The following is a 12,006-nucleotide window of genomic DNA, read 5'->3' on the forward strand; positions in this document are numbered from 1 at the left end:
CGACTGCGTCTGACGATAGAATAAGGAACTAAGAGGATTAGTTCAGGAGAGCGAAATGTCAGTTTCAGTTCCTAAAATTGTTTGTTTGGCGGCGGAAAACATCGCGATGTCAGCTTCAGCCCTTTTGGGCCGGCGACACTGTTCGTGAAGAGGACGTAAATGCCTGTGCAGCGTGTCACGGCGTCTCCGGGACTGGCGACGGCCCGATGGTCGAGTTCATGTCCGTCAAGGTGCCTGACCTATCGCTATTGGCAGCCCGAAACGACGGTGATTTCCCAATGCTAGATGTGATCCAAACGATTGACGGACGCACAGGCGTTCGGCTGCGCGGCCATGGGTCAGAAATGCCTATCTGGGGTGATCAGTTCAAAGCCGAAAGCTATGAAGCGGGAAACTTTGGCGGAGAAGCGATTGCCCGCGGCCGAATTCTATCCCGCGCCTATTATCTTTAATCCATCCAAAAATAAAAAAACCTCAAGGTCTCCAAGAGCTAAGGACCGGTATCGGCTATTCTGAACTGCAAACCATCGCGCTCACGCATGCCGCGCTCCACGCCAATATCTTCGTGCCGCAAAAACCATTCGGCCAAGCCGCGCAGAGATAGGAACGTTCTCAAATAGAGTCCTCGCGAGACAGAAGGATGACCGATTGACTTGGGTCAAAGTCAGATTAATCCCTCATGATAGCTGTCTCCTGTCTCCCTATAAGCATTGGTTTTCCGGCAAAGATGGAACTTCAAAGATCTAAAATCACGGCTGTCGTCACAGGGCAGACTTTGCTGGCGCTTCCCGCACATGGTGAAACGCGTATTTGTGGTGCCGTGAATGTAACTGTCACGTATCAGCAAGAAGAGCATGCTGAACTGGCCTGCAGTGCCGCTCAAAAAGCGACGGCGCTTCTCAATGACCGTAGTATTTCCTCATTTTCCAACCCTGTTCGCGTCGACGTCGTGGAAGATTTCATAGCGGATTGCCTTGGCCCGTCCCATTGTGACAAAGACTTTATCGGGGCGCTTTCCCCCTCTGTTATGCAGGATCGAGGCGCGCTCGATGGCGTGCCCTGTCCAGTTGAAGGCTGCCTCGCGCGGGTAGAGAACATCACCTATGCGATAGAGGAGATAACAGTGGAACTTTATGGTTCGTCTCCGGTTGACCAAAATCAATCTCGTACGGATCGGGTCGGATAGTATGTCTTCAGAAGCCGAAACACTGGAGGCTGATCCATGGAAACCAACGTTTTACCGACGATGAATATGTCAGCCGAAACAATGGGATGCTGTCCAAAGTTCAACCACGAGGTTTGGGATGGCCGCCCTCTGCATTTCAAGGACAAGCGATTTGTTCGGGCGAAATCCCGCAGCGTTCTGCAGGTGCCAATCAATATGGGAAGCGTTTTCTCTCGGGTTCAAGAGCATATTGAAGACGCCGCGGCACAGGACGCTGACAGCTACCTTACTCTCAGCCGGGATCTGTCTTCGAGCGAAAGCGATCACTACTTCGCCGTGACAGGCGACGTGGCTGACGAAGAGATGACGACGCTGAGCGGCGACTTCATCACCCGCATTTTTGAGGGGTCATATAGGCATGCATGGGATTGGATGCTCGAGATGAAAACCGCCGCTGAAGCTGCCGGATATACGGCAAAGCAGTTCTTCATGTTCTACACGACCTGTCCGAAATGCACGAAAGTTTACGGTAAGAACTAAGTTGTTGGCTTTGCCGAAATTTGATTCCCAAATCACCAATATGGAGTGTGAACCCATGAAAGACCCCGAACTGGACATCTTGATCAAAGAGCTGGAAGCAAAGGCTCACCTGAGCCTCGCTGAATATGACGGCGTTGCGCACGCCCTTGCATATCTCTTGCCCGAGGCGGTTCCCGACGAAGTCATGGCCCCTGTCCAAATCAGTACCACAGACGGGGCAGTGCATATAGCGGACGTGGCCTATCCGAATTGGGTCGTAAACATCCACGGACGCGCGAATGAAAAGAATGGCAACTGGCGCTGCACGTTGCGGGAAAGCGATGTGCGCGACAGCGATACCTTTATCGGTACCGGCAATTCGCCGGTCCTCGCTCAGGCAATCCTGGCGGCGGTGCTACGGTTGGCTGCAACCCGGAAGAAAGACTGACGCTGAGAATTGATATTCCCCACGAGCGTGCGTCGAAGGAGCCAACGGATAGATGTGACAACAGTTATGAGGAGGAAAGGCGCTATGACATCTTCGTTTTCAAAAAGGGTCGCACTGGCAGCCGGGCTTGTGATTTCAATGGGCAGTTCGCCGGCAGCATTCACAGCCTGCCAGGTGACCGATACCGGTGGCATCGACGTCAACAGTTTCAACCAAACCGCATGGAAGGGCGTTTTGGATGCTAAGGCGGACTTTGGAATAGGGGGCCGCTTTCTCGAGTCTCAAAGCTGAAACTGACTATGATGCCAACATAAATTCACTGATTGACGGCGGTGGCTCCTTACATCGCGACGATCGTCTTCGTGGCTGGGGTTGTGGGGCGGGCGCGGCCGCCAGCGGCGGATGGAAAACCCTACGTTAAGGAATAAACCGGGCCTGCAGCGGCCCGGCATATCAGCCCGGAAGACTAAACATTTTCAGCTTTCGACACATTCCGCAGGACCTGCACAAAGCTGTCAGGCGTTACTGAGATGCTGTCGATTCCGAACTTTACCAAGTGTTTGGCATAGGCTGGATCATTGCTCGGTGCCTGACCGCAGAAGCCAACTTTTGAACCGGCTTTGTGTGCCTTGCGGATCACGGTCTCGATCATCCAAAGTACGGCAGGGTCGTCTTCGCGAAACAGAGGAGCGAGCGCGTCTGAATCCCGGTCTATGCCAAGCGTGAGTTGCGTCAAATCGTTTGATCCAATGGAAAACCCGTCAAAACGCGACGCAAACTCCTCTGCGCGCACAACGTTGGCCGGGATTTCGCACATGACATAAACCTCAAGCCCGTCTTTCCCCCGTGTCAGCCCGTTCTCGGCCATCACGGCTAAAACACGGTCTGCTTCCTCGGGTGTGCGACAAAAAGGGATCATGACGACCACATTGTCGAAGCCCATCTGCCCGCGAAGTCGCGCGATTGCCTGGCATTCGAGCGCAAAACCGTCCTTGTAGTTTTCCGAGTAATAACGCGACGCCCCGCGGAAGCCGAGCATCGGGTTTTCCTCGTGAGGTTCGAAATCGCGGCCACCAAGCAGTTCGGCGTATTCATTTGTCTTGAAATCACTCATCCGTACGATCACGGGCTTTGGGTAGCAAAACGCCGCAATCCGCGACAAACCTCGCGACAAGCGGTCAACGAAATACTCGGGCATGCTGTTGTAGCCGGCGGTCAGGCGCTTGATTTCGGCGCGGGTGTTTGCATCGCTGACCCGCTCGATATGCGCCAGGGCCATCGGATGAATGCACACCTCGCCATTCACAACAAACTCCATTCGGGCCAAGCCAACACCTTCGACGGGCAGCTGCCACCAGCGCAATGCAGCACTTGGATTGGCGAGGTTCATCATGACTTTGGTCCTGGTTTTGGGAAGTGTTCCGAGGGCCTCTTCTACGATTGCGATGTCCGAGATGCCTTCGGTCACCACGCCTTCTTCGCCGCCGGCGCAAGAGACCGTTACATCCTGCTTGTCATGCAGGATATGAGTGGCGTCGCCGCATCCGACGATGGCTGGCAATCCAAGTTCGCGGCTTACGATGGCGGCATGCGATGTGCGGCCACCATGATCTGTGACGATTGCTGCCGCGCGTTTCATGATTGGCACCCAGTCGGGATCTGTTGTACTGGTGACCAGCACTGATCCATCGACAAAATTCTCGATATCATCCGCGCTTTCGATGATCGATACACGCCCGGTAACCGCTGCACTCCCGACACTCAAACCGTTCACAAGGACCCGCCCTGGAGCCTTTACGGTATAGCTTTTCAGTGTCCCGTGATCCGCCCGGGATTGAACTGTCTCGGGTCTGGCTTGGACAATATAGAGCGTGCCCGTCACACCGTCGCGTGCCCATTCCATGTCCATGGGTTGTCCGTAGTGGTCTTCGATAGTCACGGCTTGTCGCGCAAGCGAAAGGATTTCTGCTTCGCTTAACACAAAGCTCTGCCGTTCGGCCTTAGACGTGGGGACGTTTCGGGGTGTGCCATCGCGGTCATGGATCATCTTGATCTCTTTAGCGCCCAACCTTTTTTCAAGGATCGGGGTGAGAGTTTGATTGTCTAAGAAAGGCTTGAAGACCTGATATTCGTCAGGGTCAACGGCCCCTTGCACGACATTTTCACCCAAACCCCATGCTGCGTTGATCAGCACGGCATCCGGAAATCCGGATTCCGTATCGATCGAAAACATCACACCAGATCCGCCGGTATCTGCGCGCACCATTTGCTGAACGCCGACAGATAGGGCCACTTGGTCGTGCTCGAAGCCTTGGATCTGGCGATAGGAAATTGCGCGATCTGTGAAGAGGGACGCATAGCACCGCTTGCAGGCCTCCAGCAGTGCGGTCTCTCCGATCACATTCAGGAAAGTCTCTTGTTGGCCGGCAAAACTGGCATCCGGCAGGTCTTCCGCGGTTGCACTTGAACGGACCGCAACAGGGATATCCGTTTCATTCAACGCGGCTCCCAACGCACGGTATTGAGTGACAATGGCAGCGGCAGTTTGTTCAGGCCAATCGCCCCCCAGAACAAGTGTTCGGATACGTTTTCCTGCATTTTGCAGGCTGAGTTTGTTGTCGGCCAGCGCCCTAAGGTGGAGCAAAATTTCGGCGTTCAGATTGTTTGATGAGACGAATTCACGAAACGCGTCTGCAGTCGTCGCAAATCCGGGCGGTACCAATATGCCCTTGGGCGCAAGAGTACTGATCATCTCGCCCAGCGATGCGTTCTTACCGCCGACCAGGCCTACATCGCCGCGTTTCACATCAGAGAGATTTACAACGACAGGGGGAGTCTGGTCCATGATTTGCGTTCCTTATGACGAGTTTCGCACCAACATTGGCGCGGCCTTGGCGGAACGACTTGAGCAAGATCAACGGGACGTGAAAATATCATGCCAAAACGATGGCTCTAGAGCAAACATAGGAGATTCGTGGATATGCAGATTGATGTTTGTCAATCACCGGGCGTTTAATTGTCACGAAGAAAGCAGTCGATCTGAACTGGCCATTGTAGACTCAGGGTTGCTCGGCATCCATCAGTCGTAGCGCGCTGTAAGATGCGCATGGGACGGCATTTATCCGACCGCATGTTCGGCACGGTCAGTCACCGACTGAACAGAACCGGTAGTTCAGCGTCTCTCAAAAGTGCCTGGGTGACCGCCCCGCTGACGAAGTCATAGAACCGCGAATGCCCGAACGCGCCCGTTGCGATCAGATCGGCCCCCTGTTCGAAGGCATGTCTCAAAAGGACTGCCGGGACGTCGTTTCCTGAGCCATCCAGATGGCTGACGATCGCGCTTACACCGTGTCTATCAAACGCAGCCGCAAGATCGATGATCGCGTAATCCTCCATTTCGCGACCACCGCCGTGATCCACACGAACGATACTGACTTTGCTGTCATTGCTAAATAGGGTCAGGACATCGTGGGCGGCACGGGTTGCTTCGCGCGTATTGCTCCAGCCTAGTACAATATTGTCGCCGATCGTTGAGCCCTCATATCCAGGCGGCACGATGATCACCGGCCGACCGCTTTGGCGTATTACCTGCGCCTGCACGGTATCCTGATCCCATTGAGCGCTGTTTGCCTCATCTTTTGCCATGACAACAAGGTCAGCTGCACGGGCACAGTCGATAATGCGTGCAGAGGCGGTTGTGGACTCGGCTTTCAGCAGACGCCATTCGCTTGGGAAGTCCTCGTTCTCTGTGTATTTGCGAAAGATCGTTTCGATCTCCACGGCTTCCGCGTCTTGGCTGTGGTTAAAAGAAGAAAAGGAGGACCCGGGAAGGTGTAAGGCAATGCCCGGGTAGACCAGTATCGCTTCCAGCGTATGCAATCCAATCAAGTGCGCTTGCTGTGCCCTTGCAAGCGGTACGGCCGCTTTCATCGCAGCTTCGGCAGTTTCACGAGACGTGAGGCAAACTAGAAGTGTTTTCAGAGCCATTTTCTGTTCCTTCCTATGACAAATGGACTGCATATCGCAGCCCAGTTTCTCCTAAATCTTGAAAATCTCGATTTTTCGAACATCGCTTTTTGCCTCGGCAGGCTTGGCGATCGTGAGTTTCAAGACGCCATCGGCAAACACAACTTCGACCGCGTCAGCATCTGGCGTGAACCCGAGAGGGATTTGTCGACCGAAGCTCCCGTAACGCCGCTCAACAACATGAAAGTCCTTCATGGTCTTTTCGTGATCGCTCGACTTTTCGCCCTTTATCAACAGGGCGCCTTGAGAGATCGAAATATCCTGATCCTCTTCTTTGATGTCTGGTAATTCTGCTGTGACTTCAATTTCACCATCGGTCTCGGCGATGTCGAGCACGGGAAAAGATGTGACGCCCCAGGAGTCAAGAAAGTCACTGACTTCCGCAAGTTGACGTCCGTGGAGTTTGTCCAGAAATGCGTTCATCTCTTGATGCATCGCTTGTAAGAACGGCTGCGCGCTACGGTCGGTCATCGGACGGGGGACTTGGCTCTGTGATATACGAAACTCTTTCGTGTGGCTGGATTGGGTGATGACGAGATTTTACCAAATCAAATCGGGCTACCGATTGATCGCGATCAAAAGTTAGCGACCTCATTCATAGTAGGCAGGTTTTGACTTCTGAAAGGAAAGCGCCGTGAAGCTGACCGCCTTAGGACTATTCTTGCTTTTGACAGCAATTTCATTGCCCGTCGCCGCCGCGGAGATGATATTACGCAACGGCGGCGATACGTTCCTAGGCGGTGAAACACTGCTGAGCGATATCAACACCGCAGGCGATACATTCGTTGCAGGGCAATCAGCCAAGCTTGGGGGAACGACCCTGGGCGATTTGCATGCTGCCGGTTTCACAATATTTGTCAGCGTCAGTGTAGCGCAGGACCTCTATGCTGCAGGTGCAACAGTAGATATAGCCTCGACGGTCGCCGGAGATACTACGGCAGTTGGCTTTACGGTTCGAACCACGCCTAGCGCCGAGACCGCAGGGAATGTCCGCCTACTTGGCAATAGCGTGACGATCGAAGGTCCGGTCAAAGGGGCGCTTTCTGTCATGGCACGCAGTGTCATTCTGAATGCCCCCATCGAAGGTGACGTCCGGATAGCGGCCCGTTCGCTGCAATTTGGAGAGAATGCATCGGTCGGCGGCACCCTTTCCTACAGCACCGACAATCGCGTTGCGGTTCCCGAAAGTGTGGCGTCCGCAGACCGTGTTCAGTATTCAAAGCTCGACATCGATGCGGATTGGGACGAGTTCCGCGAGGCATGGCCGGGCGCAGATATGCCAGCTTTTCCGACGTTTGCGTCTGTTCTGGGCGCCTTTCTGATCTCACTTCTATTCTTTCTGGTTCTTGGTGCACTTGCGCTTGGTTTCGCGCCAAAGCAGCTTGAGCGCATGCGTTTGGGGATCGCCGCAGCGCCCGGTCGTTCGATGTTACTGGGGGTCATAGGGCTGTCACTTCTGTTCGGACTGGTGCCGATCGCGGCTTTGACCATTGTCGGATTGCCATTTGTTCCGATCGTTTTGCTAGTGATTGTGGTGACATGGACGCTTGGATATGCGCTTGCCAGCTACACTGTCGCAATGTTGGCTTGGGACGCGTTGGGTGGGGCAAAAGATCCAGGTGGTCTGATCAGACTCCTCCTGCTCGCGGCCGCTGTAACTGTAGTTGCGCTTCTGAACTTTATCCCGTTCATCGGCTGGGTCGCCAACTTTACATTGGTTCTGATCGGAGTCGGTGCCTTTGCGCGCTGCGTATTTACAAGCTTCGTGACCGATCCTGATCCAGCGTACGACGTCGATATGAAACCTATCGAAGATTGAAACCATAACGAAGGGAAACTGCATGTCTGCGCAAGGCCTTGAGGTAATTGATCACACAGTGCAACTGACACACGAATGGATCAACGAATTGAGCGAACGATTGGGGTGGGCATCCAAACGAAGTGCCCTAAGGTTAATGCGGACCGTATTTCACCAGATACGGGATCGGCTGTCGACAGACGAACTGGCACAGTTTTCGGCTCAGCTTCCGTTGCTGCTTCGTGGTATGCTGTTTGAGGGATGGGTACCGACGAGGTCGAAGGTAGCGGCCCGCAAATTGGAAGATTTCGCAGCAGAGATCGCAGGAAAAATGGGCGACGATGCGGAATACAGGGGCGTCGAAGACACTCGCTATGTCTTCGAGCTTTTGAACAACCGGATCGGTCGTGGTGAAGTTGACGATATTAGAGCGTGTCTGTCCGAACACTTGCGCGCTCTTTGGCCCAAGCCTTGACGGCAGTGCGGTTTTCGCCGTGCTCTGGAGCCGCTGGCCGAGATATCTTCAGCCCCGATCTCTATTAGCGATCGCATGGAGCGCGTCAGGTCGTAAAACAACCACTGTGTGTGCCCCATAAAGTGCGATGACTTGCCTCTTGCGAAACAGGCTGATTGTTCGGCTGACGGTCTCGGTCGTTAGGCCCAGGAAGTCGGCGATGTCAGCACGGCTCATAGACAGCGAAATTTGCCTGTAGTTACCAACAGGCTCACCAAGTCGCTGCGCCATTGTTTCGAGGAATGAAGCGACCTTTTCTGTAGCAGATTTTCGACCAAGCATCACAAAGTGATCTTGCATCGCGGCGATCTCTCGTAGTGCAGCTTGAACGAATGCCTTGTGAAGGACAGGATCTCCCGTCCCGTTTTCAAGAGAGGAAAACCGATACGGCTCCAACTGAACCGTCGTCAAGGCCTCGCAATCTGTGTGATGACGCCCATGGCTTGGGAAGCCAACCATGTCACCTGGAAACCCAAAAGCAATGATCTGCCGACGCCCGTCCTCCAGCAAACGTGTCAGCTTGACGGCGCCGGACACGACAACATAGATACGGTCGACCTTATCACCCTCGCGGAAGACATGTTTCCCACACGCCGCTCTGATCGGCCGCAGGTGCGATATCGTCTCAGTAGTTTGCTCGTAAAAAGCTTGGTCTTTGTGTTCGTTTGAAATGGTGACATACATGACAGACCCCCTTTTGGTAAGGGGATCATCGGCACGGTTCGTCACCACATTATCTTCAACAGTGTCATAAATTGTATTTTTATGTATGTTTGGGTTTGGGAGTATTGGATGAACCACCATCTGGTGATCATCATCAAAGGTTAGACATAGCTATCGGAAACGCTCCGCTCAGTATTCTTGTTGTCGACGACGATGAAATAATCCGAGCGCTTCTTCGGAATGTATTCGAGGATGCGGGTTTTTCTGTGCAAGAGGCGGCAACCGCGGCGGAGGTACTCTCCTTCCTGACACGCGAACGGCTCGACCTGATCACCCTCGATCTTCAACTTGGTTTTGAGGATGGGCTTGATGTGGCGCGCGTAATCCGCGACGTTTCTTCTGTTCCAATTGTTATGGTCACTGGACGCGATGACGTCGTGGACCGGGTCGTCGGTTTGGTACTTGGCGCGGATGACTACATCACAAAGCCCTTTCACATTCGTGAGGTCTTGGCGCGTGTGCGTTCTGTCATTCGCAGGTCATCCGGGCAAATCGTCGATACGCAAGTCCCTGTGAGCGAAGCGGCGGTCGAGACGACACAATCGCCGACGTACGAGTTCGACGGCCTGAGAATTATTCCGGAGCGTTTCGAGCTTTTTGACAGGACGGGAAAGCTTTGCGATCTGACGAGCGGTGATTTCCGCTTGCTGCAAGTGTTCCTTGAGAACGCAAAACGGATCATGTCGCGCGATCGATTGATGGATCTGACAGGCGGTGTTGGATAGAATCCACTGGACCGGACTGTTGACAACCAAGTCGCGTGGCGACGAAAAAAAGTCGAACGCGACCCAGCAAACCCAACGTTGATCAAAACAGTTCGCGGTGTGGGGTACAGCTTTGCCTGTGACGTGACGCGGGCTCAGTCGGGTTTATCGTCCAAAAGCGTTTGAATGCGTGTGGCGAGTTGGCTTTGGCGATAAGGCTTTTGAAGTATGTCGTAGTCCGCTTCCTGCGGAATTTTCTTGCTAAAAACATCGCTGGTGTAGCCTGACGTCAGCAATACTTTCACTCGCGGAAATTCTTCAAAAATTTTGGCGGCCAAATCGAAGCCGTTCATCTTTCCTGGCATGATCACGTCGGTAAAAAACAGATCGACAGGCGTGCCGCTCTTGAGCATTTCGTAGGCGTTGTCCGCTGTCTCTGCGGACAGTACCCGATACCCCAGCGCGGTCAGGCGTTCGAGTGAGTTTTTTCTTACTTTCGCGTTGTCTTCGACCACAAGAATACAAGGAGTGTAGCCGCGGGGCGGTATGTTCGCGATGGGCGGCGGCGGGGCTTCCAGGACGTCGGCGCCTGAAAGAATGGCGGGAAAATATAGGCCAAAGCTCGTTCCATAGCCAACTTCGCTGTAAAGCGTGATGTGGCCACCCGATTGGCGCACAAATCCATAAACCATCGCAAGACCCAAGCCAGTGCCGTGGGACTCGGCCTTCGTGGTGAAAAACGGCTCGAATGCTCGTTTCTGAGCATCTTCGGTCATCCCGTGGCCGTCGTCGGTGAACAAAATGCGGACGTAGTGGCCCGGGGAGACATCTGCTTCCTGAGCCATATAGCTGTCGTCGATGATGATGTCCGAGACCGATATGAGCAGTTCACCACCCTCTGGCATTGCGTCACGGGAATTCAGCGCAAGGTTGACCAGGGCGGTCTCAAGCTGCACCGGATCGACAAGAGCGGGGCTTGCATCTGCCGTGAACTCAGTTGCGATAGCGTATTTTGATCCAATTATGCGTTCCAGCAACGTCATCGCAGCTCGGCAGATTTCGGACAGGTCCGATGGGGCAGGTTTAAGGTTTACTTGTCGCGCAAACACCATCAGGCGCGACGTTAACGCGGCGGCCATCTCTGCCGCATGCAAGGCCTCCCTGCTTAATGCCAGCTGGCGATCGTTGTCCAAATTCATCTCAAGAAGTTCGAGATTTCCGATAATGACTGTGAGAAGGTTATTGAAATCATGGGAAATACCACCGGTCATCTGTCCGATCGCATCCATCCTTTGTGACCGTGATAAAGCGGCTTCGCTTGTTACGCGGCGCGTGTCATCGTGTAAGATTGCGACAAAGATCTGTGAGTCATCTTCTCGTGCCTCCCCCACAGAGAGTAGAACTGGGAAGACCTGACCATTTTTGCGCCTGCCTTCAACTTGACGGCCACTTCCAATGATCTGCTTTTCACCGGTCTGGATGTAGCGTGTCATGAAGCTGTCGTGACGACGCGCCATTTCGTCAGGCATGATGACCTTGACATCGCGGCCAATCAATTCACCCTCGTCGAACCCAAAGAGGTATTCGGCGGCCGGGCTGGCCCGCAAAATGTTACCTGTGGCATCAGATACAATAATTGCATCGACGGCGGTGGTCATTATGGCGCGCAGGATGGCACTATCGCGGTCGCGATGGGACATGCGGACACACTCCTTCACGCCCTATCTGGCCGCGCTTGGGCGCATCGCGCAAGGGGTCTCCGCTTAGTTTATAGGTTTTCTGGCTGTGATTCTTGGGTGAATAAAGCGGCAAGAGCGACAAATCGGGTCAGGTCGGTAAGTGAAATGACGCCATCCAACCCATGACCCCTTGCGACGGGAAACTTGCGCTGATGCAAGGTACCAATCAATTTAAGCAGATCGGTAATCTTCATATCCGGAGCGATAAGCGTTTCCTTGGTTAGGTCCACAAAAACATCATCTACCTTTGTGCTGCTCCAATGCTCCCGGTCGATGCTGCGAAAAACTATCGGGCCGATTTTGCAGAGCAATACTCCATTTTCGACCACAGGAAGAAAGCTATACCCTTGCCGCAATACAATCTTATTTC

General features: G+C 53.7%; 15 protein-coding genes and 1 pseudogene. 10 read left to right on the plus strand and 6 right to left on the minus strand.

Going from position 1 to position 12,006, the window contains the following annotated elements; translation table 11 throughout:
• Positions 1-77: 77 nt before the first annotated feature.
• From Q1B15_RS14560 to Q1B15_RS14585, 6 genes and pseudogenes are all read left to right on the plus strand, one after another.
• The gene (locus tag Q1B15_RS14560; RefSeq protein ID WP_366141731.1) at positions 78-452 is read left to right on the plus strand and encodes a c-type cytochrome; all 375 of its coding nucleotides are present in this window, start codon (positions 78-80) and stop codon (positions 450-452) included.
• Between the two features lie 275 nt (positions 453-727).
• Complete coding sequence (locus Q1B15_RS14565) at positions 728-1,186, plus strand: hypothetical protein (protein WP_299754813.1); 459 nt, start codon at positions 728-730, stop codon at positions 1,184-1,186.
• Between the two features lie 36 nt (positions 1,187-1,222).
• Complete coding sequence (locus tag Q1B15_RS14570) at positions 1,223-1,705, plus strand: hydrolase (RefSeq protein ID WP_299754815.1); 483 nt, start codon at positions 1,223-1,225, stop codon at positions 1,703-1,705.
• A gap of 55 nt (positions 1,706-1,760) precedes the next feature.
• On the plus strand, positions 1,761-2,132 hold the full coding sequence (locus Q1B15_RS14575) for a hypothetical protein (RefSeq protein WP_299754817.1): 372 nt from the start codon (positions 1,761-1,763) through the stop codon (positions 2,130-2,132).
• Between the two features lie 84 nt (positions 2,133-2,216).
• Positions 2,217-2,423, plus strand: coding sequence for a hypothetical protein (locus Q1B15_RS14580; RefSeq protein ID WP_299754819.1), 207 nt, complete (start codon positions 2,217-2,219; stop codon positions 2,421-2,423).
• Between the two features lie 32 nt (positions 2,424-2,455).
• Positions 2,456-2,560: pseudogene (locus Q1B15_RS14585) on the plus strand (ABC transporter permease); the annotation flags it as partial.
• Positions 2,561-2,598: 38 nt separating this feature from the next.
• Here the strand turns inward: Q1B15_RS14585 and ppsA are convergent.
• The 3 genes from ppsA to Q1B15_RS14600 all read right to left on the minus strand — a co-directional run bounded on the left by ppsA (position 2,599) and on the right by Q1B15_RS14600 (position 6,629).
• Positions 2,599-4,977: a phosphoenolpyruvate synthase gene (gene ppsA / locus Q1B15_RS14590; RefSeq protein ID WP_299754821.1), complete on the minus strand. Its 2,379-nt coding sequence runs from the start codon at positions 4,975-4,977 to the stop codon at positions 2,599-2,601.
• A gap of 302 nt (positions 4,978-5,279) precedes the next feature.
• Positions 5,280-6,119, minus strand: a complete 840-nt coding sequence (locus Q1B15_RS14595) for a universal stress protein (protein WP_299754823.1) — start codon at positions 6,117-6,119, stop codon at positions 5,280-5,282.
• Between the two features lie 51 nt (positions 6,120-6,170).
• Complete coding sequence (locus Q1B15_RS14600) at positions 6,171-6,629, minus strand: Hsp20/alpha crystallin family protein (RefSeq protein WP_299754825.1); 459 nt, start codon at positions 6,627-6,629, stop codon at positions 6,171-6,173.
• Positions 6,630-6,792: 163 nt separating this feature from the next.
• On the opposite strand from Q1B15_RS14600, the gene Q1B15_RS14605 reads away from it, so the two are divergent.
• Both Q1B15_RS14605 and Q1B15_RS14610 read left to right on the plus strand, forming a co-directional pair.
• Complete coding sequence (locus tag Q1B15_RS14605) at positions 6,793-7,977, plus strand: hypothetical protein (protein WP_299754827.1); 1,185 nt, start codon at positions 6,793-6,795, stop codon at positions 7,975-7,977.
• Between the two features lie 22 nt (positions 7,978-7,999).
• The gene (locus Q1B15_RS14610) at positions 8,000-8,431 is read left to right on the plus strand and encodes a DUF2267 domain-containing protein (RefSeq protein WP_299754829.1); all 432 of its coding nucleotides are present in this window, start codon (positions 8,000-8,002) and stop codon (positions 8,429-8,431) included.
• A gap of 48 nt (positions 8,432-8,479) precedes the next feature.
• On the opposite strand, the gene Q1B15_RS14615 is transcribed toward Q1B15_RS14610, so the two are convergent.
• Entirely contained in the window at positions 8,480-9,154 is a 675-nt protein-coding gene (locus tag Q1B15_RS14615; RefSeq protein WP_299754831.1) for a helix-turn-helix domain-containing protein, read from the minus strand.
• A 104-nt stretch (positions 9,155-9,258) separates the two neighbouring features.
• Here Q1B15_RS14615 and Q1B15_RS14620 point away from each other — a divergent pair, with 104 nt between their 5' ends.
• Both Q1B15_RS14620 and Q1B15_RS14625 read left to right on the plus strand, forming a co-directional pair.
• Positions 9,259-9,918, plus strand: coding sequence for a response regulator transcription factor (locus Q1B15_RS14620; RefSeq protein WP_299754833.1), 660 nt, complete (start codon positions 9,259-9,261; stop codon positions 9,916-9,918).
• Positions 9,919-9,924: 6 nt separating this feature from the next.
• Positions 9,925-10,083 carry a helix-turn-helix domain-containing protein gene (locus Q1B15_RS14625; protein ID WP_299754840.1) on the plus strand — a complete coding sequence of 53 codons (159 nt, stop codon included), beginning with the start codon at positions 9,925-9,927 and terminating at the stop codon, positions 10,081-10,083.
• Here the strand turns inward: Q1B15_RS14625 and Q1B15_RS14630 are convergent.
• Together Q1B15_RS14630 and Q1B15_RS14635 are read right to left on the minus strand one after the other, a co-directional pair.
• Positions 10,053-11,597: a PAS domain-containing hybrid sensor histidine kinase/response regulator gene (locus tag Q1B15_RS14630; protein WP_299754835.1), complete on the minus strand. Its 1,545-nt coding sequence runs from the start codon at positions 11,595-11,597 to the stop codon at positions 10,053-10,055. The two genes, Q1B15_RS14625 and Q1B15_RS14630, sit on opposite strands and share 31 nt — an antisense overlap.
• A gap of 68 nt (positions 11,598-11,665) precedes the next feature.
• Positions 11,666-12,006: CBS domain-containing protein (locus Q1B15_RS14635; protein ID WP_299754838.1), on the minus strand; the 341-nt coding region annotated here is incomplete at its 5' end.

Origin of the sequence: uncultured Boseongicola sp. (genome assembly GCF_937988555.1) — a bacterium.
Taxonomy (GTDB): Bacteria; Pseudomonadota; Alphaproteobacteria; order Rhodobacterales; family Rhodobacteraceae; genus Boseongicola.

Bases quoted from the DNA above. Each gene is read 5' to 3' on its own strand.
- Q1B15_RS14630 (WP_299754835.1), bottom strand. From the start codon at position 11,597: ATGTCCCATCGCGACCGCGATAGTGCCATCCTGCGCGCCATAATGACC.
- Q1B15_RS14595 (WP_299754823.1), bottom strand. From the start codon at position 6,119: ATGGCTCTGAAAACACTTCTAGTTTGCCTCACGTCTCGTGAAACTGCC.
- Q1B15_RS14615 (WP_299754831.1), bottom strand. From the start codon at position 9,154: ATGTATGTCACCATTTCAAACGAACACAAAGACCAAGCTTTTTACGAG.
- Q1B15_RS14570 (WP_299754815.1), top strand. From the start codon at position 1,223: ATGGAAACCAACGTTTTACCGACGATGAATATGTCAGCCGAAACAATG.
- Q1B15_RS14610 (WP_299754829.1), top strand. From the start codon at position 8,000: ATGTCTGCGCAAGGCCTTGAGGTAATTGATCACACAGTGCAACTGACA.
- Q1B15_RS14600 (WP_299754825.1), bottom strand. From the start codon at position 6,629: ATGACCGACCGTAGCGCGCAGCCGTTCTTACAAGCGATGCATCAAGAG.
- ppsA (WP_299754821.1), bottom strand. From the start codon at position 4,977: ATGGACCAGACTCCCCCTGTCGTTGTAAATCTCTCTGATGTGAAACGC.
- Q1B15_RS14575 (WP_299754817.1), top strand. From the start codon at position 1,761: ATGAAAGACCCCGAACTGGACATCTTGATCAAAGAGCTGGAAGCAAAG.
- Q1B15_RS14580 (WP_299754819.1), top strand. From the start codon at position 2,217: ATGACATCTTCGTTTTCAAAAAGGGTCGCACTGGCAGCCGGGCTTGTG.
- Q1B15_RS14565 (WP_299754813.1), top strand. From the start codon at position 728: ATGGAACTTCAAAGATCTAAAATCACGGCTGTCGTCACAGGGCAGACT.